This window comes from Brachybacterium sp., assembly GCF_036379615.1.
Classification (GTDB): domain Bacteria; phylum Actinomycetota; class Actinomycetes; order Actinomycetales; family Dermabacteraceae; genus Brachybacterium.
In genome coordinates this window covers 54201-80107 of sequence record NZ_DASVGJ010000070.1, presented here as the reverse complement: position 1 = coordinate 80107, position 25907 = coordinate 54201, and the positions used below count along the sequence as shown (strand labels likewise).

At 70.8% G+C, this 25907-nt stretch carries 25 protein-coding genes; 8 read left to right on the top strand and 17 right to left on the bottom strand.

Features of this window, described 5'->3' with window-relative positions:
- Positions 1-12: 12 nt before the first annotated feature.
- The 11 genes from VF289_RS16735 to VF289_RS16685 form a co-directional block, all read right to left on the bottom strand.
- Positions 13-852, bottom strand: a complete 840-nt coding sequence (locus VF289_RS16735) for an SDR family oxidoreductase (protein WP_330885101.1) — start codon at positions 850-852, stop codon at positions 13-15.
- A complete protein-coding gene (locus VF289_RS16730; protein WP_330885099.1) occupies positions 852-1802 on the bottom strand; it encodes an ABC transporter substrate-binding protein in 951 nt (316 codons plus the stop codon). The genes VF289_RS16735 and VF289_RS16730 overlap by 1 nt, the downstream gene beginning before the upstream one ends.
- Before the next feature lie 92 nt (positions 1803-1894).
- Positions 1895-2566, bottom strand: coding sequence for an ABC transporter permease (locus VF289_RS16725; RefSeq protein ID WP_330885097.1), 672 nt, complete (start codon positions 2564-2566; stop codon positions 1895-1897).
- Positions 2563-3213, bottom strand: coding sequence for an ABC transporter permease (locus tag VF289_RS16720; RefSeq protein ID WP_330885095.1), 651 nt, complete (start codon positions 3211-3213; stop codon positions 2563-2565). The genes VF289_RS16725 and VF289_RS16720 overlap by 4 nt, the downstream gene beginning before the upstream one ends.
- Positions 3210-4028: an ABC transporter ATP-binding protein gene (locus tag VF289_RS16715; protein ID WP_330885092.1), complete on the bottom strand. Its 819-nt coding sequence runs from the start codon at positions 4026-4028 to the stop codon at positions 3210-3212. Before VF289_RS16715 ends, VF289_RS16720 begins: the two co-directional genes overlap by 4 nt.
- Before the next feature lie 127 nt (positions 4029-4155).
- A complete protein-coding gene (locus VF289_RS16710; RefSeq protein ID WP_330885091.1) occupies positions 4156-4980 on the bottom strand; it encodes a class II glutamine amidotransferase in 825 nt (274 codons plus the stop codon).
- 50 nt (positions 4981-5030) lie between these two features.
- Positions 5031-5855 (bottom strand): amino acid ABC transporter permease, encoded by an 825-nt coding sequence (locus VF289_RS16705; protein WP_330885089.1) that lies wholly within the window; start codon positions 5853-5855, stop codon positions 5031-5033.
- A gap of 52 nt (positions 5856-5907) precedes the next feature.
- Positions 5908-6606: an amino acid ABC transporter permease gene (locus VF289_RS16700; RefSeq protein WP_330885087.1), complete on the bottom strand. Its 699-nt coding sequence runs from the start codon at positions 6604-6606 to the stop codon at positions 5908-5910.
- A gap of 124 nt (positions 6607-6730) precedes the next feature.
- Positions 6731-7705, bottom strand: coding sequence for a glutamate ABC transporter substrate-binding protein (locus VF289_RS16695; RefSeq protein WP_330885085.1), 975 nt, complete (start codon positions 7703-7705; stop codon positions 6731-6733).
- 124 nt (positions 7706-7829) lie between these two features.
- The gene (locus VF289_RS16690) at positions 7830-8615 is read right to left on the bottom strand and encodes an amino acid ABC transporter ATP-binding protein (protein ID WP_330885084.1); all 786 of its coding nucleotides are present in this window, start codon (positions 8613-8615) and stop codon (positions 7830-7832) included.
- A gap of 229 nt (positions 8616-8844) precedes the next feature.
- Complete coding sequence (locus VF289_RS16685; RefSeq protein ID WP_330885083.1) at positions 8845-9645, bottom strand: hydroxymethylpyrimidine/phosphomethylpyrimidine kinase; 801 nt, start codon at positions 9643-9645, stop codon at positions 8845-8847.
- Between the two features lie 351 nt (positions 9646-9996).
- Here VF289_RS16685 and VF289_RS16680 point away from each other — a divergent pair, with 351 nt between their 5' ends.
- The 3 genes from VF289_RS16680 to VF289_RS16670 all read left to right on the top strand — a co-directional run bounded on the left by VF289_RS16680 (position 9997) and on the right by VF289_RS16670 (position 12620).
- Positions 9997-10578 (top strand): GtrA family protein, encoded by a 582-nt coding sequence (locus VF289_RS16680; RefSeq protein WP_330885081.1) that lies wholly within the window; start codon positions 9997-9999, stop codon positions 10576-10578.
- 39 nt (positions 10579-10617) lie between these two features.
- Complete coding sequence (locus VF289_RS16675; RefSeq protein WP_330885079.1) at positions 10618-11301, top strand: hypothetical protein; 684 nt, start codon at positions 10618-10620, stop codon at positions 11299-11301.
- Positions 11302-11393: 92 nt separating this feature from the next.
- The gene (locus tag VF289_RS16670; protein WP_330885077.1) at positions 11394-12620 is read left to right on the top strand and encodes an aminotransferase class I/II-fold pyridoxal phosphate-dependent enzyme; all 1227 of its coding nucleotides are present in this window, start codon (positions 11394-11396) and stop codon (positions 12618-12620) included.
- Positions 12621-12715: 95 nt separating this feature from the next.
- Here VF289_RS16670 and VF289_RS16665 read toward each other — a convergent pair whose 3' ends face one another.
- From VF289_RS16665 to VF289_RS16650, 4 genes are all read right to left on the bottom strand, one after another.
- A complete protein-coding gene (locus VF289_RS16665) occupies positions 12716-13759 on the bottom strand; it encodes a hypothetical protein (protein ID WP_330885075.1) in 1044 nt (347 codons plus the stop codon).
- A gap of 155 nt (positions 13760-13914) precedes the next feature.
- The gene (locus VF289_RS16660) at positions 13915-16119 is read right to left on the bottom strand and encodes a 3-hydroxyacyl-CoA dehydrogenase NAD-binding domain-containing protein (RefSeq protein ID WP_330885073.1); all 2205 of its coding nucleotides are present in this window, start codon (positions 16117-16119) and stop codon (positions 13915-13917) included.
- Positions 16120-16263: 144 nt separating this feature from the next.
- Positions 16264-16986 carry a hypothetical protein gene (locus VF289_RS16655; RefSeq protein WP_330885071.1) on the bottom strand — a complete coding sequence of 241 codons (723 nt, stop codon included), beginning with the start codon at positions 16984-16986 and terminating at the stop codon, positions 16264-16266.
- 179 nt (positions 16987-17165) lie between these two features.
- Positions 17166-18146, bottom strand: coding sequence for a hypothetical protein (locus VF289_RS16650; RefSeq protein ID WP_330885069.1), 981 nt, complete (start codon positions 18144-18146; stop codon positions 17166-17168).
- 107 nt (positions 18147-18253) lie between these two features.
- Between VF289_RS16650 and VF289_RS16645 the strand changes: the two genes are divergently transcribed.
- Positions 18254-18610, top strand: a complete 357-nt coding sequence (locus tag VF289_RS16645) for an ArsR/SmtB family transcription factor (protein WP_330885067.1) — start codon at positions 18254-18256, stop codon at positions 18608-18610.
- Between the two features lie 46 nt (positions 18611-18656).
- On the top strand, positions 18657-19139 hold the full coding sequence (locus tag VF289_RS16640; RefSeq protein WP_330885065.1) for an SRPBCC domain-containing protein: 483 nt from the start codon (positions 18657-18659) through the stop codon (positions 19137-19139).
- Between the two features lie 178 nt (positions 19140-19317).
- On the opposite strand, the gene VF289_RS16635 is transcribed toward VF289_RS16640, so the two are convergent.
- Positions 19318-20226 (bottom strand): hypothetical protein, encoded by a 909-nt coding sequence (locus VF289_RS16635; RefSeq protein WP_330885063.1) that lies wholly within the window; start codon positions 20224-20226, stop codon positions 19318-19320.
- A 74-nt stretch (positions 20227-20300) separates the two neighbouring features.
- Entirely contained in the window at positions 20301-21362 is a 1062-nt protein-coding gene (locus tag VF289_RS16630) for a LacI family DNA-binding transcriptional regulator (RefSeq protein ID WP_330885061.1), read from the bottom strand.
- Between the two features lie 328 nt (positions 21363-21690).
- Between VF289_RS16630 and VF289_RS16625 the strand changes: the two genes are divergently transcribed.
- Genes VF289_RS16625 through VF289_RS16615 form a run of 3 tightly spaced genes read left to right on the top strand, consistent with a single transcriptional unit; the run spans position 21691 to position 25901 of the window.
- Positions 21691-23688 carry an ABC transporter substrate-binding protein gene (locus VF289_RS16625; RefSeq protein WP_330885059.1) on the top strand — a complete coding sequence of 666 codons (1998 nt, stop codon included), beginning with the start codon at positions 21691-21693 and terminating at the stop codon, positions 23686-23688.
- A 54-nt stretch (positions 23689-23742) separates the two neighbouring features.
- Positions 23743-24744 (top strand): ABC transporter permease, encoded by a 1002-nt coding sequence (locus VF289_RS16620; RefSeq protein WP_330885057.1) that lies wholly within the window; start codon positions 23743-23745, stop codon positions 24742-24744.
- Positions 24741-25901, top strand: a complete 1161-nt coding sequence (locus VF289_RS16615; protein ID WP_330885055.1) for an ABC transporter permease — start codon at positions 24741-24743, stop codon at positions 25899-25901. The genes VF289_RS16620 and VF289_RS16615 overlap by 4 nt, the downstream gene beginning before the upstream one ends.
- Positions 25902-25907 lie beyond the last annotated feature (6 nt).

The window sequence follows — 25907 nt, the reverse complement described above, 5'->3', positions numbered from 1 at the left end:
CACCGGTGCAGGTCACAGCGGATCAGCGACGGCCTCCCCGAGCGGCTGGGGCGCCCGCCCGAGCACGTTCTCGACGTCATCGCTGACCACGTCGAGCCTGCCCGAGGCGATCGCCGTGTAGGTGCTGATCCACGCGTCGAGCTGCCAGTCCGGGGCCCCGTAGGAGGCGCGCGAGGCACGGGCCTCGGCGAGGGTCTCGTCGACGAACTCGTACTCCTCACCGAGGGACCGGGTCATGAGCAGCGCGGCCTCGGCGAGCGAGACGGCGACCGGTCCGGTGAGGTCCAGGGTCCGGCCCGCCCACGGGACGGGGTCGCGCAGGATCCGTGCCGCCACCTCCGCCACGTCTCGGCGCGCCACGAAGGCGCAGCGTCCGGTGCCGCCCGGGCCCCGGATCACCCGGTCCTCGCCGGCGAAGTCCAGCAGCACGTCGGCGTAGAAGCTGTCGCGCAGCATCGTCCAGGAGAGCCCCGAGTCCCGCAGCATCTGCTCGGTCCTGCAGTGGTCACGGGCGAGGGTGAACTCGGCGTCCTCTGCGGCGCCGAGGAAGGACGTGTAGACGACGTGCCCCACCCCGGCCCGGGCCGCGGCGTCGATCGCGATGCGGTGCTGGTCCAGGCGGTCCGCGGACTCCCCGGCGGAGACGAGCAGCAGCGAGTCCGCGCCGGCGAAGGCCTCACGGCAGGCGACGGCGTCGGAGAACTCCGCCCGCACCGCCTCCACGCCCTCGAGCTGCGGGGCGCGGTGCAGGCTGCGCCCCACCATCCGCAGCTCGATCTCGCGGACCGGGGCCAGCAGCCGGGCCACCTGCCCGCCGATCCGCCCGGTCGCGCCGGTGACCGCGATCCGCATCAGACCAGGCCCTTCTCACTCAGCCAGGCGGTGGCGATGTCCGCAGAGGAGGCCTGGTCCTCGACGCTGCGACGGTTCAGCTCGATGAGCTCCTCGGCGCTGAGCGCCTCGGTCACGGAGGAGATCGCGGCCTCGCCGGCCTCGTCGATCTTCGCCGAGACCACGGGCACCACGTTCTGCGGGAGGATCATCGACTCCGGGTCCTCGAGCACCACCAGGTCGTTGGCGGCGATCGCGGGATCGGAGGTGTAGATGTCGGCCAGCAGTACGTCTCCGTCGGTGAGGGCCTGCACGGTGAGCGGACCGCCGGAGTCCTCGACCGGGACCACGGTGACGTCGACGTCGTAGACGGACTTCGCGCCCTCGGGCCCGTAGGGACGCACCTCGAACTCGCTGTTGGCGGCGATCGTCAGGTCCTCCTCGACACCGGCGAGGTCCCCGATCGTGGTGAGGGAGTGCTGCTCGGCGAACTCGGAGGTGGTGGTGTAGGAGTCCTGGTCGGTGGCCTCGGCGAAGGGCAGCACCCGCAGACCCTCGGGAAGGGACTCCCCGAGCGCGGAGGCGATCTCGTCCGGGGTCGCGGAGGCGGCCTCGGCATCGTAGAACTGGAGCAGGTTCCCGAGGTACTCGGGCATCACGTCCAGCGCTCCGCTCTCGAGCTCCGGCATGTACACCTCGCGCTGACCGATCTGGTACTGCCTCTCGACGGTCAGGCCCTCCGCCTCGAGCACCTGGGCGAACAGCTCCGAGAGGATCTCGTTGGAGTAGTAGGCCTGGGAGCCGATCACGATGGTGCCGTCGCCCGCACCGCCGCCGTCGGAGCCGCCTGCGCCGCCCTCCGCACCCTCTTCCTCGAAGGGGTCGGAGCTGCCGCAGGCGGCGGCGCCGAGGGCGATCCCTCCTGCGCCGAACGCGGCGAGCAGGTGGCGGCGGGTGCTGTGGATGCTCATGAGGTTCTCCTGAGGCTGTGTGGTGGGACGGTCAGGTCGTGGGTCGTGCGGCCGACGGGGGCGGGGTCCGAGGACTCGCGCGCCCCGGAATCTCAGGCGGGAGCCGTCTCCCGCGGGGCGGTGAGGCGCTGGGTGAGCAGCAGGGCGAGGTCGAGCAGCAGTGCGAGCGCGATCACCAGCAGGGAGCCGGCGATCATCTGCGGGTAGTTCTGGGTGCCGAGTCCCTGGAAGATGTAGCGACCCAGCCCGCCGTTGCCCACATAGGCGGCGAGCATCGCGGTGGCGACGACCTGCACGGTCGCGCCCCGCACCCCGCCGATCAGCAGGGGCATGCCCAGCGGGAGCTCGACCCGGGTGAGGATCTGCCATTCGGTCATGCCCTGGGCACGGGCGGCGTCCACGGTCGCCGGATTCACCGATTCGACGGCGGAGTAGGCGCCGGCCAGCAGGGACGGGATCGCGAGGATCACGAAGGCAAGCAGCGGAGCGGTGAGGCCGATGCCGAGCAGGAGCGCGAACAGGGTCACCAGGCCCAGGGTGGGCACCGCGCGGGCGGCCCCGGCGGCGGCGATCGCGAGGGACCTGCCGCGCCCGGTGTGCCCCACCAGCAGGCCCAGCGGCACGGCGAGCAGGGCGGCGACGGCCACGCCGAGCACCGTGTATCCGAGGTGCTCGAGGGTGCGCAGCGGGATCCCGGAGGGCCCGGACCAGCGCGTCCCGTCGGCGAGCCAGCCGAAGGCGTCGAGGAAGGGGTTGCCGGTCATGGCCGCCTCACCCCCTGTGCCCGGGTCCAGGGCATCAGGGCACGGCCCAGCAGCACGAGCAGGCCGTCGATGAGCAGGGCGAGCACGGCGGTGAGGACCACACCGGTGAGGATCTCGGCGACGATGCCGCGGCGGAAGCCGTCCACGAACAGCATGCCGAGGCTCGAGACGCCGAGCACGCCGCCGACGGTGACCAGCGAGATGGTGGAGACGGCGACCACCCGCACCCCCGCCAGCAGCACCGGCCCGGCCAGCGGCAGCTCCACCTGGAGGAAGCGGGCCCGGGGGGCGTAGCCCTGGGCGGTGGCGGCACCGAGCACGCTGCGGTCCACGGAGCGGAAGGCGTCCGAGGCGGCGGGGACCATCAGCGCGAGTCCGTACAGCGTCAGCGCGACCGCGATGTTCAGCGGGCTGCGCACCCCGGTGCCGATCAGGCCCGGCAGCAGCACGAACAGCGGCAGCGAGGGGATCGCGTACATCAGCCCCGAGGTGGTGGTCACCGAGGTGCGCAGCCAGCCGCGGGCGTTGGCCAGCTTCGCCAGCGGCAGCGAGAGCAGGAAGGCGATCAGGATCGGCGGGAGCGCCTGGAGCAGGTGCGAGCCGGTGTGCGCGGTGATCACGTCGAGGTTGTCGAGCACCCAGCTCACGAGTGCTCCCTCAGCACGCCGGCGGCGCGGCCGTCGGCGTCCACCACCACGTCGCGGCCGTCGACCCGTTCGACGTGCAGGGTCCGCGCCCCGCGGTCGGCGCCCACGAAGGACGCGACGAACTCGTCGGCCGGGTCGGCGAGGATCTCCTGCGGGGTGCCGACCTGCGCGATGTTCCCGCCGGGTTTCAGGATCACGACGCGGTCCCCGAGCAGGAACGCCTCGTCGATGTCGTGGGTGACGAAGACGATGGTCTTGCGCAGCTCCTTCTGGAGTCGCTGCAGCTCGCGCTGGAGCTCGCTGCGCACGATCGGGTCGACCGCGCCGAAGGGCTCGTCCATCAGCAGGATGTTCGGATCGGCGGCGAGTCCGCGAGCCACCCCGACGCGCTGCTGCTGGCCGCCCGAGAGCTGCGCGGGATAGCGCCGGGCGAGGGCGGGATCCAGGCCGACGGTCTCCATCAGCTGGTGGGCCCGTTCCCGCGCCTCCCGCTTCGTGGCGCCGCGCAGGACGGGCACGGTGGTGATGTTGTCCAGCACGGTGCGGTGCGGGAGCAGGCCCGCGGCCTGCATGACGTAGCCCAGGCTGCGGCGCAGCTGGACCGGATCCAGACCCGACACGTCGTCACCGTCGATGTGGATCCGGCCGGACGTGGGCTCGACCATGCGGTTGATCATCCGCATCAGGGTGGTCTTGCCGCACCCGGAGGAGCCCACCAGCACCACGGATTCGTGCGAGGCGATCTCCAGGCTGAAGTCCTGGACCGCGAGCGTGCCGCCCGGATACTCCTTGCGGACATTCTCGAAGCCGATCACGGGGCCTCCCAGAGGGGTCGGGCGGACGAGCTGACACTGCCGGAGATCCCACCTTATCGAGTGGAGGGGACCGATGAACGCCACGGCGGGCCGATGGACCGCCCGGTCCGGGGTCCGTGCGAGGCGCTCAGCCGAGGAGCTCGGGGAGCCGAGGACGCACCGAGGCGCTGAGGTCGCTGCGGCGGACCATCAGCGCCTGCCCCTCCCCCACCTCCAGGTACCCGGTCTGAGGGATGCCGGTGGAGGCGACGATGATGCGGTCGGCGTCGATCCGGTAGCGCAGCGAGTAGTTGTCCGCCGTGTGGTGCGGACGTGCCTGCGCGGGATCGGACTGCTGGTAGGCGACCAGAAGGTCGGGAGTCATGTACACGCAGTTCAGCGCCTCCGGCACCCGTGTTCCGTACTGGAGGCCGAGCGCGGTGAGCTCGGCGGCCGCGCGCTGGACGGCGGTGGCGGGATCGGTGTCCCGGGCGTGCAGCTCGATCAGCGAGAAGAAGAGCTCGGAGTCGGTGGTGCCTTCCGGGGTGCGCCCGCCGCGGGCGAGGACCGCCGCACGCAGACCCGGCGGGAGATCGAACTGGCCGTTGTGGGCGAAGACGGTCTCCCCCTCGCGGAACGGATGGGTGTTGTCGTTCTCGAGCGGGGAGCCCGGGCTCGCCTTGCGCAGGTGGACCAGCATCAGCGGCCCGGTCGCGGCGCGGACCGCCTCCCGGTAGGCGGCGGATTCGCGCGCCACGTCCAGATGCCGACGGATCTGCGGCCGACGGGGGTTGGCCAGTGCCGTGGAGGCGGCAGGAGCCTCGGAGGCGGCGGGGGCCGTGGGTGCGAACCAGGCCACGCCCCAGCCGTCGCCGTGCACCTCGGACTGGGCGGTGAACGGCTCGATCTCCTCGGCCACGGCCCGGTCCAGGGAGATGGGGTCACGGGAGACGACAGCGAGCAGACGGCACATACGGGGTCCAGCTTTCCGGTGGGTCGGGAGGAGGGTGCGCGCGCTGCAGCTCAGCTCGCCGCGGCGCGGGCCTTCATCCGCGCGTCCAGGGCGAGGGCGATGCGGGTGAGCAGGAGGTTGATGACGATGTAGATCACGGAGACGACGAGATAGGTCTGCACCAGGTAGCGCGTGATGGACACGAGCGTCTTGCCCTGGAACTGCAGCTCGTTGTAGCTGACCACATAGCCGAGGGTGGAGTCCTTCAGCAGGGTGACCAGGGCGAGGATGAGGCTGGGCAGCACCAGACGCACCGCCTGCGGGAGCACCACGAATCTCATCGCGTCGCGGCGGCTGAGGCCGATCGCGTCGGCCGCCTCGTGCTGGCCCTTCTCGACCGCCTTGATGCCCGCCCGGAACACCTCGGCGGTGGAGGCGCTGGAGACCAGGATCATCGGGATCACCAGCATCCAGAACCGCGGGAAGGTGACTCCGAAGGCGGGCAGGGCCAGCAGGAAGGCGTAGACGACCAGCAGCATCGGGATGCCGCGGAAGAACTCGATCCAGGTCACGGCCAGGCCGCGCAGCGGCGTGAACCGCGAGAGCCTGGCCAGGGCCAGCAGCAGCCCGAAGGGGAAGGCGACCACGGCCGCCAGCGCCGTGACCTTGAGCGTCCCCCAGAGTCCCTGACCGAGGAACGCGAGGTAGTCGACCCGCAGGTAGACGATCCACTTGTTCGGATCGAGCTGTCCGTTGGCGTGGAACTGCCACAGGGCGCCCGCAAGCAGCGCGAGCAGCAGGGCCACGCTGAGGATCGACAGCAGCAGGATCCGCCGACGGCCCTTGGGCCCGGGCGCGTCGAAGAGGACCTGGGTGGCGGTGGAGCTGGTGCTCATGCGGCCCTCTCCTCCCGCTCGTTCCTCGAAGTTCGTCGTCCGGCCCTGGTGCTCATGCCTGCGCTCCTGCCGTGACGTCGAGCGTGGCCCGGGTGCCTGAGCGGCCCCTGCCGCCGGGGGCGACGGCCCGTTCGATGACGCCGCCGAGCGCGGCGCCCCCGAGGGAGAGGATCAGGTAGACGGCGCCGGCGATCATGAACATCAGCACCGCCTGGGCGTAGCGGATGTTGAGGGTCTGGGTGACCCAGGTGACCTCCTGGACCGCGATCGCGGAGCACAGCGCGGAGCCGATCACGGTGCCGATGAACACGTTCACCAGCGGCTGGACCATCGAGCGGAAAGCCTGGGGAAGCACCACGAAGCGCAGCGTCCCGAAGAAGCCCAGTCCGATCGAGCGCGCCGCCTCGGCATGGCCGATCGGCACCGTGTTGATGCCCGAGCGCACGTTCTCGCACACGAACGCCCCCGAGGAGAGCGTCAGCCCCAGCACCCCGCACCAGAAGTACGGCAGCAGCAGGCCGACGTCCGGCAGGCCGAAGGAGATCAGGATCAGCAGGCTCAGCAGCGGGATGTTGCGGAAGATCTCGACGTACACCGTGGCCGCCCAGCGCAGGGGCGGGATCGGGCTGACCCGCGCCACCGCCAGGACGGTGCCCAGGACCAGCGCGAGCACGTAGCCGCACACGGTCAGCGCGATCGTGGTGCCGATGCCCTGCAGCAGCAGGGGGAGGTTCTCACGGATGGCGTCCATCTGATGCCTCTCGGTGCGGTCGGTGGTGGCCGACGGGGAGTGCTCAGCAGGTACGTCTGGCAGAGGTGCTCGACGCGGGCGCTCCCCGGCGGCGCAGGTCAGGGTCGGTGCAGGACCCGGCGGATCAGGCCGGCAGGTCGCCGGGGACCGGGGGCTCGGGGGCCTCGCCGTCGACGACCTCGCCGACTGTCGCCGCCCACAGCGCGTCCCACGTGCCGGAGTCGATGATCTCCTGCAGGAAGGTGTTGACGAGATCGAGCGCGCCCTCGCTCTCCTTCGACAGCCCGATGCCGTAGGGGTCGTCGACGAAGGGCTCGCCCACCACGACCACCTCGGGGTCGGCGGCCGAGTTGCCCAGCAGCACGCCCTGGTCCAGCACGTAGGCGTCGACGCGCCCCTGCTTGAGCGCCGCGACGCAGGACTCGTTGTCCGGGAGCGTCGTGACCTCGCCGGGATCGGTGACGTGCTCCTCGATGGCCTGGATGCCGGTCGAGTTCGCCTGGGTGACCAGGTTCAGCCCGGAGAGGTCCTCGGGCCCGGAGATCGAGTCCTTGTCCTCGGCGCGCACCTGGATGGCGGTGCCGGAGAGGTAGTAGGGGCCGGCGAAGTCGATGACCTCGAGGCGTTCGGGGGTGATCGAGTAGGTGGCGATCACGCAGTCCACGGTGTCGTTCTGGACCATGGTCTCGCGGGTCTCGACGGTGGTGTCGATGTACTCGACCTTCTCCTCGCCGCCCTCACCGAGGAGGTAGCGGGCCAGCAGCTGGGTGATGCCGGCATCGAAGCCGGTGGGTTGCCCGCCGCTGGTGGAGGCGAGGGAGAACACCTGGTTGGCGACGGTGCCGCCGCGGATCAGCTGATCCTTCTCCTTGATGGCGGTGGCCCAGGGGCTCGCGGCGATGGCGTCCTCGGCGGCCACGGGACCGGAGGCGATGACGTCGGCGAGGGGGGACCCGCCCTCCTCGCCGTCCTCGCCCTCGGCGCCGAGGTCAGGACCCTCGCCGGTGTCGGTGGAGCAGGCGGTGAGGCCGATGAGCGGCAGGGCGGCTGCGGCGGCGACGACGGCGCGGCGGCCGGGTCGGAAGCTGGTGCGGGTCATGGGTCTCTCCGATTTCTCGAGCTGCGCCGGGAGGAGCAGTGGTGACGGGGCTGGTGGTGACGGGAGCGGCGGTGACGGGCGGATGGTGCGGGGAATGCTGTGCCGGGACGGTCCGGCACGGGACTCAGTGAGCGAGGATCTTGGACAGGAAGGCCTTCGCCCGGTCACTGCGCGGGGCGGTGAAGAACTCCTCGGGATCACCCTGCTCCACGATCTCGCCCTGGTCCATGTAGACCACGCGGTCGCAGACGTGCCGGGCGAAGCCCATCTCATGGGTGACCACGAGCATCGTCATCCCCTGCCCGGCGAGCTCGGTCATGACGTCGAGGACCTCGTTGATCACTTCGGGATCGAGCGCCGAGGTGGGTTCGTCGAAGAGCATCGCCTTGGGCTTCATCGCCAGAGCCCGGGCGATCGCGACGCGCTGCTGCTGGCCGCCGGACAGCGCGGTGGGCAGGGAGTTTGCCTTGTCGGCCAGGCCCACGCGCTCGAGCAGCTCCATCGCCTGCTTATCCGCGTCCGCCTTCGAGGTCCCGCGCACCCGCCGCGGGCCGAGGGTCACGTTGTCGATGGCCTTGAGGTGCGGGAAGAGGTTGAAGCTCTGGAACACCATTCCCACATCGGCGCGGAGGCGGGTGAGGTCCTTGCCCTCCTCGGGCAGGCGCTCGCCGTCGATCGTGATCTCCCCGGAGGTGATGGTCTCCAGCCGGTTCAGACAGCGGCACAGGGTCGACTTCCCGGAGCCGGAGGCACCGATCAGCGCGACCACCTCGCCCCGATGGATGTCCAGGTCGATGTTCTTCAGCGCCTGGAAGTCGCCGAAGAACTTGTCGACTCCGCGCGCAGAGAGGAGGGGCTCGCCGATGCTCTTCGTCCGACCCGCTTCCCGGGTGATGCTGCTCTCGTCCATCTCCTGAGAATGCTGTGCCCCGCGACATCTGTCCACATCACGGCACAGCTGACCGCATGTCGGAACGTTTTCGTGACCGGGCGTCATACTCCGCGGGGCGGGGCCGCCCGGTCGCCCGGACGGCTCCGCGCCGCGCCTGCCGGAACTCGCCCGGGCCCTGGCCTCAGCGCTGTCGTCAGCGATGGGCTCAGCGCTGGTCAGTCCTGGTCAGTCCTGGTCCACGGCGATGTCAGCCCTGGTAGGCGCCCTGGTACACGGCATCGAAGGGGGTCGCGCCGGCCTGGCGGTGCTCGATCGAGCTGGTGACCACGGCCTTGGCGGTGCGTGCGGCCTCGAGCGGTGTCGCGCCCTTGGCGAGCTCGGCGGTGACCGCGGCGGCGAGGGTGCAGCCCGCGCCGGAGACGCGGTGCTCGCCGATCTTGGGGCTGCGCAGCTCGACGGTCTGCTCGCCGTCGAAGAAGACGTCCACGGCGTCCTCGCCGTCGAGCACCACACCGCCCTTGGCCAGCACGATCACGCCGTAGGTGTCGTGGATGCGGCGAGCGGCCTCGGTGAGGTCCTCGACGCTCTCGATCGATTCCATGCCCGAGAGCGTGAGCGCCTCGAAGTGGTTCGGGGTGACGAAGGTGGCCAGCGGCAGGATCTTCTCCTTGAGCGCGTTGTCCGTGTCCAGCGCCGCGCCGGGCTCCTGGCCCTTGCAGATCAGCACCGGGTCCAGGACCACGTTCGTGAAGGAGCGCTCGGCGAGGGAAGCGGCGACGGTGTCGATGGTGACCGGGGTGCCGAGCATGCCGATCTTCACGGTGTCGATCTCGTGCACGGCCGTGGTCGCCTCGATCTGGTCGGCGATCACCTGCGGGTCCACGGGCACGAAACGGTGGCCCCAGTCGTTCTTCGGATCGAAGGAGACGATGCAGGTCAGTGCCGCAGTGCCGAAGGTGCCCAGCTGGTGGAACGTCTTGAGGTCCGTCTGGGCCCCGGCGCCTCCGGTGGTCTCGGAGCCGGCGATGGTGAGGGCGACGTGAGTCATGGGGGCCTTCCTTGGAGATGTCGTGCCGTGCAGATGTCGTGCCATGAAGAGGTCTGCCATGGCGTTGTGGTGGCAGGTGCCGCGCGCTCCCGGCCGTCGGAGGGCGTCGACAGGAACCGACCGGACCGAGGGGACCGACCGGACTGTCAGAACCGACCCGACCGAGGGGTCCGGCAGAGCCGACGGGCCGACCCAGCGGCGATGACCGGGCGCTCCCAGGGTCGCGGTCCGTGCAGGACCAGCGGACCCGTCGCCGCAGTCGTGCCGAGCGCTCCCAGGGTCGGTGTGAGGTGGCACCAGCCCGTCGCAACGGCAGGGATCGATCGTAGCGCCTCGGGTACAGTGCCGGGCGTGCTGACGCCGGAGGGGACCACGCAGGGGCGCTCGTTCGAGCCCGCCCTCGCCGAGCCCTGCCCGGAGGACTCCCCCTCCGAGGGCCGATCCTCCGCGGGCCGGTCCCCCGAGGATCGCTCGCTGCGAGGCCGCACCGCCGCGCTGGCGCGGGAGCATCTGCGCCCCACCACCCTGTTCCTGCTGGTGGGCGGCGCCGTCTTCCTGCTGGACACTGCGATGTACAACCTGCTGGTGTTCTGGAGCCCCAGCCAGGGCTGGGGAGCGGGGATCATGCACAGCACCCCCCTGCTGGCCAAGCTGGCCACGATCGCCGTCGCCTCCTGCCTCACCTACCTGGGCAACCGGCTGTGGACCTTCGGCGATCGCCCCCGGCCGGACACCACGCGCTCGATCGCGCTGTTCATCCTGATCAATCTCCTGGCCGCTGGCCTGCAGCTGTCCTGCCTGGGCTTCTCCCGCTACGTGCTGGGTCTGGACTCGGTGCTGGCGGACAACATCTCCGGCACCCTCATCGGGCAGATCGTCTCGACCTCCTTCCGGTACGTCACCTACGGCCGACTCGTCTTCCCCAAGCGCTGATCCAGGCCTGCTCCCGACCCCGTGCTCCTCACCGCCCCGATGACAGACCGAGACCCGCTGCTCGCGGGCGGTCCCCGCTGGCCGGGCGACTGGTCCACCTTCTGGCCGGACATGGTCATCGGCTGCATGACGGGCCTGCTCATCGGTCTGGCGCTGTGGCTGCTGCAGATCTGGGCGGATCAGCGCCACTCCCGCAAGGTGGCGCGTCGGGTGTCGCTGCGGATCGTGCAGCCGCTGCTGCTGGCCCTCCAGCGACCCACCTACACCCAGGGGTTCAGCGAGATCGCCGTGCTCCCCCGCAAGCACCGCACCGCGCTGAGCCTCATCGAGCAGTCCGACCTCGACGACTGGCACGAGGAGCTCGCGACCGAGCTCACCGAGACGCTGCGCGACTACCGCGGTCGGCTGTGGAACCTGCAGGCCGACGCCGACGATCTCGAGCAGGCCGTCGAACGCTGGTTCACCGTGCACCGCACCTCCCCTGTGGTGCGCGAGTGGGTCGAGGCGCGCCTGCTGGGCGCGAGCGAGGACTACCTGCGGGCGATGGTGCGGGCCGAGGACGACTACGAGCAGATCGCCGCGTCCGGCGCGCAGATCGTCGGCAGCCGCCTGGTGCGCAAGCACGCCCGCGCCTATGGACAGGCGCTGCGCAAGGCCGATCGCACGGTGCAGAACCTGATGCCGATTCTCATCGCGAACGTCCGCCGTCGCTCGAATCGCTGAGCGGCAGCGTCCCCGCCTCGCCGCGGCCGACGTGCGCTCCCGGGCCCTGGTGGCCGCCGCACCACCTGCCCCGACTCTGACAGACTCGAGGCATGACGACGACCGGCCCCTGGACCCGTGCCACCGCCGCTGCCGGCCTGATGAGGGACGGCGTGCCCCGCCCGACCGTGTTCGCGCGGATGTCCGCGCGCGCGCTCGAGCATGATGCGCTGAACCTCGGCCAGGGGTTCCCCGATGACGCCCCGCCCGCCGAGGTCGCCGAGGCAGCGGTCGCAGCGATCCGGCAGGGCCGCAACCAGTACCCGCCGGGCGCCGGGGAGGCCGTGCTGCGCGAGGCGATCGCGGACCATCAGGCGCAGTGGTACGGGCTGCACTGGGACCCGGCGAGCGAGGTGCTGGTGAGCACCGGCGCCACCGAGGCGCTCGCGGCGACGATCCTGGCCCTGGTCGAGCCGGGCGACGAGGTGATCACCCTCGAGCCCTTCTACGACCAGTACGCGGCGATCATCGCCCTGGCCGGCGGGGTGCACCGCACGGTGCCGGTCACCTCCCGCACCGACGAGAACTCCGGCGACCTGATCCTGGACGTCGAGGAGGACGCGCTGCGCGGGGCATTCTCCGAACGCACCCGCCTAGTGCTGGTGAACACGCCGCACAATCCCACCGGGCTCATGCTGTGGGTGGGAGCGCTGCAGACGATCGTCGACGAGGCCGCGCGGCACGATGCGCTGATCGTCACCGACGAGGTCTACGAGCACCTCACCTTCGGCCCCGCCCACCTGCCGATCGCGACCCTGCCCGGGGCGCAGGACCGCACCATCTCGATCTCCTCGGCGGGGAAGACCTTCTCGGTCACCGGCTGGAAGATCGGCTGGATCACCGCCCGCCCGGAGCTCATCACCGCGATCACCGGGGTCAAGCAGTGGCTGACCTACTCCTCCGGCGCGCCCTTCCAGCCCGCGGTCGCGGCGGGGCTCGCGATGCCGGCCAGCGCCTTCCACGATCTCGCGGCCGACCTGCGCGAGCGCCGGGACCTGCTCACCTCCGGGCTGCGCGAGATCGGCTTCCGGGTGAGCGTGCCGGAGGCCGGCTACTTCACGGTCGCCGATGCCGGCCCGCTCGGGGAGCCCGACGCCGACGCGCTCTCGGAGCGCCTGCCCGTGGAGGCCGGAGTGGTCGCGATCCCGCTGTCCGCCTTCTACCGGGACGGGGACGCCGGCGAGGCGCGCGCGTTCCTGCGCGTGGCCTTCTGCAAGAGCCGCGCGACCATCGAGCAGTCGCTCGAGCAGCTCGAGAGCTGGGCGGCGCGGCAGCGCTGAGCCGCTGCTGAGCGGCCCGCCCTCACCCCGGTCTCCCCGGAGAGCTGACGGGCCGCTCAGCGCGCAGTCGGCAGGTCACCGCCGAGGCGGCACCGTCAGGACGCGGCGACCCAGGTCTCCTCCGCCGCGAAGTCGAACAGCACGCCGACCGTGAACTGGCCGGTCTCGACCTCGTCCGTCGGCACGATGATCCCGTAGTCCCAAGACTCGGACTCCCCGTCGTAGATGGTCCCGGCGTAGATGACGCTCTCCGGGGTCAGCGCGCCCTCGTCCATGTAGGTGCCGGACTCAGTGTGGTAATCGAGCGTCAGCAGGAGCAGGGGCTCGGCGGAATCCGGTCCGTGGTAGGTCACGGACACCGGGACGAGGATGTAGGTCTCGCCGTCGCCCGGCTCGTCGTTGGAGCTGCTCGCCTCCATGACCGCATCAGTGGCATCCCAGTTCACCTCGCCCACGACCACTTCCACGGTGCCGCCCTCGCCATCGTCGAGAGAGATCGGCTCGCCGATCGCGTACGGGTTGTCCTGGCTCCCATCGCCCCCGCTGGCGGACTGCTCCTCGCCGCCCTCCTCGGTGGTCGTGCCCTCCTCGTCACCCTCGTCGGTGGAGGCTTCTTCGCCGCCCTCCTCCGTGGTGCCCTCGCCGCCCTCCTCCGTGGTGCCCTCGTCGCCCTCCTGCTCGGCGGCGGTGGTCACGCCGCCGCTCGGCTCGCCGCCGTCGCGCGTGAAGAAGAAGATCCCGCCGCCGACGACCAGCAGCAGCAGAACCAGCACTGCGCACCCCGCGCAGAGGATGATCGGCAGCTTGTTGGACTTCTTCGGCACCGCGCCCTGCGGCGCGAAGCCCTGCCCACCGGTGTCGCCGAAGCTCGGCGCGAAGGAGCCGTCCTGGCCGTAGCCGCCATTGGCCGACCCCTGGCCGTACCCGCCGTTCGCCGACGCCTGGCCGTAGCCCTGCTGGTCATAGCCCTGCTGGCCCTGCCCCTGCTGAGCGAACCCCTGCTGGTCATAGCCCTGCTGGCCCTGGCCCATGCTGTCCTGGCCGTAGCCCTGAGCGCCATAGCCACCGTTCGGGGAGGACTGCCCATAGGGATCTGAGGAGGGCGGCTGGCCCCATCCGTTCTGAGGTGGCTGCGACATGATCTGCTCCGGCGCCGACGGCGGCGCCGCCCCTCTCTGCTGACACGATCTGCTGACCGAGCCCCCGGGGCTCGTGCGCACATCGTACGGCGCTCCCAGGCTGCGTTCAGCGCAGGCCTGATCCCTATCCGGTCACGAAGAGGCGACGCGCGCAGTCAGCCGCGCCCGGTGAACAGCTCCCCGTGGAAGGTGCGGCCCACCGCGCGCTGCGAGGCGCCGGAGGCATCGAGGTACGGCGTGATGCCTCCCCGGTGCCGCGGGAAGCCTGCGCCCAGGATCAGCGCGAGATCCACCTGCTCGGGACGCTCGACGACACCGCCCTCGAGCATCAGCGCGATCTCCTCGGCCAGGCCGTCCTGGACCTTCTCCAGCAGCGCATCGCCCACCGGAGCGGCGGCGGCATCGGTTCCGCTCGTCCCGAACACCTCGGCGACCGTCGGCGAGACCGGCGAGTGCACGGCGGTCCTGCTGCGCTCGGTGAAACGGGCCTGCTTCTCGACCATCGCGTGCAGGCCCGGGGAGGCGTGGAAGCGGCCACCGAGCTCGTCGGCGAGCACGGTGCCCACATGGTCCGCGACCGCGAGTCCCACCAGATCCAGCAGCTCGAAGGGACGCATCGGCATGCCGAGCGGGTCGAGGGAGGCGTCGACCTCCGCCGGATCGGCTCCCGCATCGACCGAGGCGAGGACCGCGCCGAGCACCCGGAACAGCAGCCGGTTGACGATGAACCCGGGGGCGTCCGCGCTGCGCACCGCGAACTTCCGCAGGCGCCGCACCACCTCGAGTCCGGTGGCGAGCGTGGGCTCGTCCGTGGACTCGGTGTGGATCACCTCGACCAGCGGCATCTTGGCGACGGGGTTGAAGAAGTGCAGGCCCACGACGCGCTCGGGGTGGGCGAGGCCCTCCGCCATCGTCGCGACCGACAGCGAGGAGGTGTTGGTGACCAGCAGGGCGCCCGCATCCAAGACGCTCTCGAGCTCCGCGAACACGGACTGCTTGATCCTCAGCACCTCTGGCACCGCCTCGATCACGAGGTCGCAGCCGGCGAACTCCTGCAGGTCGGTGGTGGAGGAGAGGTTCGCGGCGATCTGCGTGGCGGTGGCCTCGCCGAGCGTCCCGCGTGCCGCGGTCTGGGCGATCACGTCGCGCGCGGCGGCGAGGCCCTTGGCGGCGATCTGCTCGTCGAGGTCCCGCATCACCACAGGGACCTGCAGGCCCAGGGCCAGCTGGGCGGCGATCTGGGAGGCCATCAATCCGGCGCCGGCCACGCCCACGCGGCGGATCTCGCGGGCCCCGTCGACCGGGGTGCGGCCGGGCTTGCCGCGGCGCAGCAGCTCGGCGGAGTGCATCGAGCCGGCCGCGGCGTCGCTGCGCACCAGCGCCTCGAGGGCGTCGACCTCACGGGCGAGGGCCTCCTCGAGCGAGGAGCCGGGCAGCGCCTGCAGCAGCGACAGTGCGCGGCCGACGGCGGGCGCCCCCTGCGCCTCGAGCCGGGCGGCCCAGGCGCGGCGGGTCTCGGCGCTGCCGTGGGAGGCGTCCAGCGCGTCCAGCAGTGCATCGGCCTCGGGGGTGTCGACCCCGGGCAGCGGCGCCTCTCGACCCACCCAGGCGCCCGGGGCGTCGGCCGGGGAGTCGGCGACGGCCGCGGCGAGCGCAGGGTCGACGAGATCCGCATCGGTCTCGTCGAGGTCGATGTGGGCGGCGACCAGGGCCGCGAACTGGTCCAGCGCTTCGTCCAACCCGTCGGCGAGCTCGTCGACCAGGCCGATCTCGAGGCCCTGCTCCGCGGTGAGCTGGCGATCACGGGCCGGGTCCTCGAGGATCATCCGCACGGCGGCCTCGGCGCCGACGACGGACTGCAGCAAGGTGGTGCCGCCCCAGCCGGGCAGGATGCCGAGGCTGGTCTCGGGCAGTCCGAGCCCCTTGACGCCGGGCAGGGCTGTGCGCACATCGGCCATCAGCGCGACCTCGAGCCCTCCGCCGAGGGCGACTCCGTTGAGGTGGGCGAGCACCGGCACCGGGCTGGTGCGCACTCGGACCTGCAGGTCATGGGCGGCGCGGGTCATGGCCTGGACGTTCCCGGCGGCGGTGGGGTCGGAGAACATCGACAGGTCGGCACCGGCGAGGAAGACGCGCCCGGTGCCGGTCAGGGCGATGGCCTGGACCTCCCCGGCCTCGGCGCGGTCCAGTGCGGCGCCGATCGCCCCGGTGACGGCCTCGATCGACTGCGGGCCGAGGGTCGCGGGGCGACGCTCCTCCCCCTCGGGCGGGGCGAAGGTCAGCACTGCCACGGTGCCCAGACCGGGGTGCTCGCGCTCCTCGGTGAGAACTCGGGTGACGTGCTCGGTGTAGCTGCTCATCAGTGACCTTTCGCGATCTCTTCGTCGAGGGCAGGCGGCTCCCGCACGGTTGTCTGATACCGCGGGTTTCAGATAGATCATGCCTCAGGTCCACCCCGGGTGTCCACCGCGGCCGCCGTGTCGCCCGGGCCCTGACGCGCGAGGTCAGCTCGCCTCGACCCAGGCCCCTTCGTCGACATCCTGCAGCCCCCGGTTGAGCACGACGTGGCCTCCGCCTTCGATGTCCTCCGGGATCTCGAACGGGATCTCGGCACGGATGGTCTCCCCGTCGGCGGCGCCCACCCGTTCGACCATCTCGCCGTAGTGCGGGGTGACGACGTGCACGCGGGCGATCTCGGTGCCGTCCTCCGCGACGTAGGTCGCGTCCATCCAGGCGCCCAGCACGGGATCCGGGGTGCCGTCGCCGTGGTAGACGCCCTCGAAGGTGAGCAGGATGTACCGGTTCCCCGGTTGCGGCGGCTCGTTGAGGGAGTTGGCCTCGGCGATCTCGGCGTCCGCATCCCAGTCCAGGTCGACGAACGTCGCCTCGACGTCCCCGTCGAGCGCCTGGGAGTGGATCGGGAAGGTGGTCCCGAAGGGGACAGCGGCATCCGGACCGACGGGGGTCTCCTCGAGGACGGCCGGCTCCTCCTCGACGACCGGTTCTCCCCCGTCGCCCTGGATCGCGCGCACCCCGAAGAACCCTCCGACGCCCAGCACGAGCCCCGCGATCACGGAGAGACAGCCGACGGTGAGGTAGAAGGTGGTGCGCGGCCGACGCGGCGGCGGATGGGCGGTGGCGGCAGTGGCGGCGGTGCCCGATCGGGGATCGGCAGGTGGCGTCTGGTGCATGTCCGTGCACGGCGCGGCCGGCTCGTGGTCCGCCACGCGCCGGTCCCCTCTCCTCGGCAGATGGTGCGGCGCTCCTCTGCGCGCCCTCGATCACGCTAGCCCACTCGGGGCGCCCGCCGTGGGGCGCGGCTCGCCGCCGCACGGACCGATAGGGAGCTCCCGCCCGGGGCCGGGGCACGCTCTCACCCGGGGGCGTCACGCGGTGGACGGGCACGTCACGTGGTGGAGAAGTACAGGATCTCCCCGCTGAACGTCTCGACCCCGAGCAGGAACGTGTCGATCTCCGCTTCGGGCACCAGGAAGGCACTGTGGAAGCGTTCGCTCTCGCCACCCTGCAGGGGGCCGATCCGCTTCATCGGGTCAGGCACCATCCCCTCGCCGATGTCCGGGAAGTAGGTGCGGGCCGATTCGCCGGTGAGCCACAGCTCCTCGGCGGGGGCCAGCTGCCCCGGCCCGTCGTAGCGCACCTCGTAGTCCACCAGGACCAGCCGGTAGCCGTCCTGGACCACGTCCTCGCCGCCGGCGCCCGGGACCGTCGCCGCGAGGTCCACCGCGTGGGCGGTGACGCTGATCGTGCCGTCGGTCCAGGCGGTCCAGCTGACGGTGTGCTCACCGATGACGGCCGGCTTCTCGTCGCCGCCGGTCCCGTCGGTCAGCTCCCGCCCGGAGGAGTCGGTGACCGTGCCGGGAGTGCGTTCCGAGGGCGCCGTCGGCGCAGGGATGGACGGGGCAGGGGTGGACGGCGCGGGATCCGACGGCTCCTCGGAGGCGGGCGCTGCGGCCGGGTCCGGCTCCTCGCCGATCATCCGCTGGAGGCCGCCGACGACGAGCGCGACGGAGGCCACCAGCGCCGAGGCCTGCAGGGCGACGATCGCGACGATCGCCCAGGCGGGCAGGATGCCGCGGCGCCGCGCGGACTCGTCGGAGGCAGGCTGCGGAGCGTAGGTGAACGCCGGGGCTCCGTACGGGCCGGCGTCATCGAAGGCGCTCAGCGGGTGCGGATCGCCCTCCCCCGCGTCGTCAGGCTCGGCGACACCGGTCCCGGGACCCTCCGCCGACTCAGCGGCGGACCGCCCCGCAGGGCGTTCACCCGTCTCCCCCTGCCGATGATCGGGCAGCGCGAGGGGACCCGGCTCGGACGGGACGGAGTCCTCCGCCCAGTCGTAGCCGGCGGGAGCGTCCCGACCCTGTGCCATGCCTCGAGCATACGGCGCTCCGCTCCCCCGGAACCGTCGGCCGGTCCCCTCCGCACCCCCTGCTCCACCCCCTTGCACTCACAACCGTACAGTTGTAGGTTCGGGGCATGCAGCGGATCGACGACGACCGGGCGGACGCCTGGTTCGGAGCACTCTCGGATCGGACCCGGCGGGACATCCTGCGGCGGGTCCTCACCCACGAGCAGTCGGTCTCGTCCCTGGCCCGGAACTACCCGATGAGCCTCACCGCCGTGCAGAAGCACGTCACGGTGCTCGAACGGGCCGGACTGATCACCCGGCGTCGCAGCGGCCGGGAGACCCTCGCCCGCGGAGCCGCCGGGACCCTCCGCACCGCCTCCCAGCTGCTCGCCGAGCTGGAGCACGGCCGCCGGGAGCACATCGCCCGGATCGACGAGCTGCTCGAGGCCGAGCACACGCCCAGCCCTGACGATTCCGACCCCTGATGATGCCGACCCAGATATCGCCGACCCCTGACATTGAGGAGTGACCATGCCCGTCACCGACATCAGCCACGACCTCGAGGGCCCGACCCTCACGATCACCGCGCAGTTCGCCGCACCCGTGGAGCGGATCTGGGAGATCTACGCCGATCCGCGCCAGCTCGAGAAGGTGTGGGGGCCGAAGGAGTACCCCGCCACCGTGGTGGACCACAGCCTCGCCCCGGGCGGACGGGTCACCTATTACATGACCGGCCCCGAGGGTGATCGCCACTACGGGTACTGGGCGGTGCTCGAGGTGGACCCGCCGCGCTCCTTCACCTACGAGGACGGCTTCGCGCACGAGGACTTCAGCCCGAACACCGACCTGCCGATCTCGACCTGCGTCAGCACCTTCACCGCGCAGGACGGCGGCACCCGCGCCGTGTACGTGACGACCTTCGCGAACAGCGAGAGCCTGCAGACCGTGCTGGACATGGGCGTGGAGGAAGGCTCGCGCTCGGCGATCGACCAGATCGACGAGCTCGTCGCCTGACCCCGGCCGTCGCCCGCATCGCGCGCACACCACCGCACGGACGCCGACGCTGGCCCGCGACGCACGGAGCCCCCGACCACTGCACGTGGTCGGGGGCTCCGTCGAACGGGCCTGGGCAGCTGGACGAGGCTCGTCGTCGCGAAGCCGCGGTCAGGATGCCGCGGTCAGGATGCCGTGGTCAGGCGGCTTCGATCCACTGGCCTTCGACGAGCGCCTCGTCCACAGTGATCCGGTCGGAGATGACGAAGTGCCCGCTCTCGGGGGTGTCCTTCGGCATCATGAAGACGAAGTGCATGGTGCCGGACTGCCCGTCCTTCAGGTCCAGCGTGTTCGTGGTGTCCGGGGTGACGACCCCTGCGTCCTCGTACGGGGTGCCGTCCTCCGCGACGTAGTCCAGCGGTCGGAACGCGAAGGAGGTGAATGTGTCCGGCCCGTGGTAGGTCACCTCGGCCTTGACCATGATGTATTTGCCCTGATCGGTGGGCTTCGGGTTGTGACTGTTCTGCTCGTCGACCCAGTCGGCGGCGTCCCAGTTCACATCGCCGATGGAGATGTCGAGAGACCCCTCGAAGCCCTCCAGCTCCGGGAGCGTGACGACGGTGCCGGCGGGCACGGCGTTCTCCTCACCGGCCGCGACCTCCCCCTCGGTGGGCTCGGGCTCTGTCGTCTCCTCCTCGGTCGTCTCCTCCTCGGTGGTCTCCTCCTCGGCGGGCTCCTGCTCCGTCGCCTCCTCCGCGGGGTCCTCCTCGGGCGGGGCCTCCTCAGGATCGGTCGCCCCCTCGGCGGGAGACTCCTCCTGCGAGGCCGAGGGCCGGTCGGCGGAGTCGTCGTCCCCCATCAGGGCCCGCACCCCGAAGAAGCCGACGAGAGCGAGCACGAGCACCAGGATCAGCAGGCCGCAGCCGACGGCCACCAGGATCGGTCCCTTGCCGCGGCCGCCCTGGCCACCCTGTCCGGCCTGCTGGGGAGTCGTCGGGGCGGACTGCCACTCCTGGCCCGCTGCGAGGGGAGGGTGCTGGGTGCCCGGCTGCTGCGGGGGCTGCTGCTGCGGATCGGAGGGGCCGGGGATCTGGGGAGGCTGGTTCATGGGGGTCCGGTGCGCGGTGACCGGGGCCTTTCGCTCGAGGGTCGGGGCTGCGGGGGTGCCGGGCCGTGCCTACGCTATCCGAGCGAGGGGCCTCCCCGCGCCGTGAGCGAGGACGGGACCCGCACCGGGCTCGCCTCGCGCGGTGGAGCGGTGGAGTCCCTCAGGTCGAGGCTCGGTCTCAGCACCACCTCGCGGTCCTCGGTGCGTCCGGCGCGACGCTCCTGGAGGAGCCGGATCGCGGCGCGGCCCATCTCGTGCCGGGGCTGGGCCACCGAGGTGAGCCGGGGCCGGATCATCTCCGTCTGCCGGGTGCTGTCGTAGCCGACCACCGAGACGTCCTCGGGCACGCGCAGCCCGGCGTCGACGGCCGCGCCGATGAAGTCGATGGCCACCCCGTCGGTCTCGACGAACACCGCCGTGGGCGAATGGGTCTCCTGCAGGATGGAGAAGAGCAGGTACCGGATCGCGGGACGGAGCGAGTCGAGGGAGCCTCCCTCGATCTGGGTGTGCCGGCCCAGACCGGCCGCCTCCATCTGCCACGAGTATCCATCGACCCGCAGCGTGCCCCGCGCGAGGTGGGCGATCCGGGAATGGCCGAGCCCGGCCAGGTGCTCCACCGCGAGGCCCGCGCCGTGGAGGTCGTCGTTGCGGACGATGTCCGTCCCGGGCACCGCGTGCGGCATCCGCGCCACGATCACCACCGGCGTGCGCTGGGTGGCCTCCCGGAGCTCCTCCGGCGGGATCGCGGTGCTGAACAGGACGATCCCCTCGAGCTTCTGCGACGTGAGCTTCCTGAACTCCGCACGGAGGTGGTCCTCATCGCCCCGCCCGTCGATGAACAGCAGGCGCAGACCGCCCCGGGACCGCTCGACCTCCGCCTCCATCCCGGCGACGACGTCGTGCGAGAAGACGCTGACGATGTCCCGCAGCACCACCGCGACCGTGCCCGGCCGCTCCATCACCCGGCCGCGACCGGGTGCCCGGTAGTCCATCTCCTCGGCGACGGCCACGATCCGCTCGCGGGTCGTCTCCGAGATCCCGGGCCGGCCCCGCAGGGCGAGCGAGACGGCGGTCGCGGAGACCCCTGCACGGGCGGCGACGTCCTGGAGGGTGACCTTGGGCGCGTGGCGCGGCATGACGTGGATGTCCTGGTGAGGGAGGCGGGGAGGGATCCGACGGGAGTCCGACGAGCGTAGCCACCGGCGCGCGCTGCGGCGCGCGCGCGGCACCGGTCTCGGCTCGACTTCGCGGAGCGTTCATCCCCGGTCCATCTCCGCGTGGTCCAGCGCCCCGCCGCAGCGGCGCGATCACTAAATAAAGTCCGCCCGCGGCCTCACCGTCGCCAACATTCATCTGCCGCGGGAACCTCGTTCACCGCCCCGCCCTTTTCGCTTCGTAGCGTCCGGGACCAGAGATTCCCGTGGACCTGCGGGGTCGACGTTCTTCTGGTCGAAAGGGATGCACATGCTCATGCACGGCGACGCAGGATCCGCCCTCACCCTCACCCGGCGCACGGCGCTGGCCTCGCTCGGTCTCGTCGTGTTCACCGGATGCACCTCGGGGGAAGGCGGGACGGGCTCGGGCGTGGCGGAGATCAACGAGATCACCTCGATCGATTCGGAGGAGGCTCTGCGCGAGTCCCCGATGCTCTCGGCACGGGTCGAGGCAGGAGACCTGCCGCCTGTCGAGGAGCGGCTGCCCGTGCTCGAGGACATCATGGTCGAGCCCGTCGCCGAGCAGATCGGCGTCTACGGCGGCACCTGGAACTTCCCCACCAAGTCCGCGCAGGAAGGGCCCTGGGACATCGGCAAGACCACCGAGGAGGCGCTGTTCCGCTTCACCCGTGAGGGCGACGCCGTCGAGCCGAACGTGGCCAAGGGCTTCGAGGTGGACGAGGACCTCACCGAGTACACGATCCTGCTGCGCGAGGGCATGAGATGGTCCGACGGCCACCCCTTCACCTCGGCGGACGTCGTGTTCTGGTGGGAGCACATCATGGTGCCCGAGCTCTTCGGCCGCAGCGTGTACGACGCGTTCTGGTCCACCGACCCGGACACCGGTGAGCGCGCCATGGCCGCCTTCGAGGCGGTCGACGAGACCACTGTGAAGGTCAGCTTCGAGCACCCGCGGCCGATGTTCCTCGAACGCGTCGCGATCGATGCGAAGTGGCTGTTCGCGCCCGCGCACTGGATGGAGAACGTGCTCGACGAGTTCATCGGCGAGGAGGCGGCGCTCGAGATCGCGAAGGAGCGCGGCTTCCAGGATCTCGCCGCGTGGTACGAATCGGCCTGCTACTACTACTGGTTCTGGTCCGACCGCCCCACGCTCCGCGCCTGGTGGCCGCTCGAGGACGCCGGCGCCGAGCAGGTCACCTGGGAGCGCAACCCGTTCTACTTCAAGACCGATCCGGAGGGGAACCAGCTGCCGTACATCGACCAGCTCTCGCTGGAGACGTACCAGGATCCCAGCCACGTCGAGCTGCAGACCCTCAGCGGCCACTTCGACATCTCACCGTTCGACTTCTCCTCCTTCACCCTGCTCCAGGAGAACGCGCAGAAGGGCGACTACCGGGTCCTGCAGTGGGAGACGGCGGACTGGTACTCCAACGGGATCCAGTTCAACATGGAGCCGCAGAACCCGCTCCAGCGCGAGCTCTTCCACGATGCCCGCTTCCGCGAGGCCCTCTCGCTGGCCGTGGACCGGTCCGCGCTGTCCGAGCAGCTGACCCTGGGCCTGGGGCTGCCCCAGCAGGCCTCCGTCGGCGAGAACCAGCAGTTCTTCCAGGACGGCTGGGCCGAGCAGTGGGCCGACTATGACGTCGAGCGGGCGACGGCGCTGCTCGACGAGATCGGGCTGCCGCTCGAGAACGGCGTGCGCACCTACGCCGACGGCTCGGAGCTGCGCCTGGAGATCACCCAGGAGTCCGAGGAGTCACAGGCCGGGGCGTTCGAGGAGCTGCTCAAGCACTACTACGAGGCCATCGGCATCCCCACCGACGTGCGACTCGTCGACCGCGGGCTGTACGGGGAGCTGAACGACAACGGCGGGCTGCAGGGCACCACCACCCAGGGAATGGGCGGCATCCACCCGATGCTGCGCCCGGACACGATCGTCCCGCTGCGAGCAGGGACGCCGTGGCATACCCAGTACGGCACCTGGTACGCCTCCGAGGGGAAGGAGGGGGTCGAGCCGGAGGGCGCCATCGCGGCGCTGATCGACGTGTACCGCCAGATGTCCGCGCAGACCGACCGTGCCGCCATCGACGAGCACGCCGAGCAGATCATCCGGCTGCATCGCGAGAACCAGTGGTCCATCGGCTACACGGGCCCCACCCCTCGGCTCTTCGCCGTGAGCAACAACATCGCCAACGTCCCCGCGGAGATCACCTTCGCCGACGAGTTCCGCGACCTCGGACACGGGCATCCTGCGCAGTTCACGTTCCTCGACCCGGATGCCGCGTGATCTGACCGGGGGCCTCCTCGCCCGGTCCCCCCGACCCCCCAAGGAGGCACCCCGGTGCTGAAGTACATCGCCCGACGGACGCTGATGATGGTGCCCGTCGTCCTCGTCATCACCGTGATCGTCTTCTGGATCATCCAGCTGCCGCCCGGGGACTATGCCGACACCCACCTGCGACAGCTGCAGGCCGAGGGCGAGTCCCTCTCGCTCGAGGACCAGGAGCGGCTGCGGGAGCGCTACGGACTCGACCTGCCCTGGTACCAGCAGTACTTCACCTGGATGTGGGGGATCCTCACTCGCGGCGATCTCGGGTACAGCTTCGCCTACAACCGCCCGGTGACCGACGTCGTCGAGCAGTACATGGCGACCACGCTCATCGTGGCCGGTGCCTCGATGGTCTTCACCTACCTGGTCGCGATCCCGATCGGGGTCTACTCGGCGGTCAAGCAGTACTCGCTGGGCGACTACGTGTTCACCACCCTGGGCTTCCTGGGCATGGCCACTCCGAACTTCCTGTTCGCGATCATCCTCATGTACCTCTCGTTCACCTGGTTCGGCGACCCGATGCTGGGGCTGCAGTCCCCGGAGTTCCGCGGTGCGGGGTGGTCACCGTGGAAGGTGCTGGACATGCTCAAGCACCTGATCATCCCGATCGTGGTGATCGGGACCGCCTCGACCTGCGAGCTGATCCGGGTGATGCGCGGGCAGATGCTCGAGGAGCTCACCAAGCCGAACGTGATCACGGCCCGCGCCAAGGGCGTCAAGGAGTCCAGGATCCTGCGCAAGTACCCCTTCCGCGCCGCCCTGAACCCGATCGTCTCCACTCTGGGATGGTCGCTGACCGGCATCTTCACCGGATCGACGATCACCGCGATCGTGCTGAACCTGCCCACCCAGGGACCCGTCATGCTCGATGCGCTGCTGGCGCAGGACATGTACCTCGCCGGCGCGTGGCTGGGCTTCATGGCGATCCTCACCGTGATCGGCACCCTGATCTCGGACATCCTCCTGGCCTGGCTGGATCCCCGCATCCGTGACGAGAGGATGGCCCGCTCATGAGCATCTCCTTCCCGAACCTGGGCCTCCTGCGGCCCCGGGCGGCCGAGGATCGGCGCGAGGCGCGCGCCACGAGGAAGAGCGAGTCGTACTACGCGGCGAGCCAGTGGCGCCTGATGGTCACGAAGCTCTCCCAGCACCGTCTGGCGCAGATCTCGATGGTGATCCTCGGGGCGCTCTACCTGGTCGCGCTCTTCGGCAATATCATCGCGCCGTACACCCTGGGCAGCTACGACGCCGCCTACGTCAACGCCCCTCCCACCAGGATCCGTCTCGTCCACGACGGCCAGCTGGTGGGCCCGTTCGTGTACGGGCTCGGCTTCGACCGCGACCCCACCACGCTGCGACCGATCTTCGTCGAGGACGTCTCGCAGGTCCATCGTCTGCAGTTCTTCACCGAGGGGCAGGAGTGGTCCTTCCTGGGACTGTTCGACTCCACGGTGCATCTGTTCGGCGCCGAGGGGGACGGTCGCGTCTTCCTGTTCGGCACCGACGGTCTGGGACGTGATCTGTTCTCCCGGATCGTGCTCGGCTCGCAGGTCTCCCTCTCGATCCCGCTGATCGGGGTGGCGATCAGCTTCGTGCTCGGCATCGTGATCGGCTCGCTGGCCGGGTACCTCGGCGGCACCTTCGACGTCGTCGTCCAGCGCCTGATCGAGATCATCCGCTCGTTCCCCACGCTGCCGCTGTGGATGGCGCTGGCCGCGACCATCCCTTCGAAGATCCCGGTGGTCCAGATGTTCCTGTACATCACGATCATCATGGCGTTCATCGAGTGGACCAGCCTGGCGCGGGTGGTGCGTTCGAAGTTCCTCTCCCTCAAGCAGGAGGACTACGTGATGGCGGCGCGGATCTCCGGGGTGAGCCCGCTGAAGATCATCGGCGTGCACCTGGTGCCGGGCTTCATGTCCTACCTGGTGGTCGCGATGACGCTCGCGGTTCCGGCGATGATCCTCGGCGAGACCTCTCTGAGCTTCCTGGGGCTGGGGATCCAGGCACCGGCGACGAGCTGGGGAGTGCTGCTCCAGGAGGCGCAGGACATCACGAATGTGGCCGTGTACCCGTGGAAGCTCATCCCCCTGGGCTTCGTGATCCTCACGGTGCTGGCCTTCAACTTCCTCGGCGACGGCCTCCGCGACGCCGCCGACCCGTACAAGTAGGAGCCG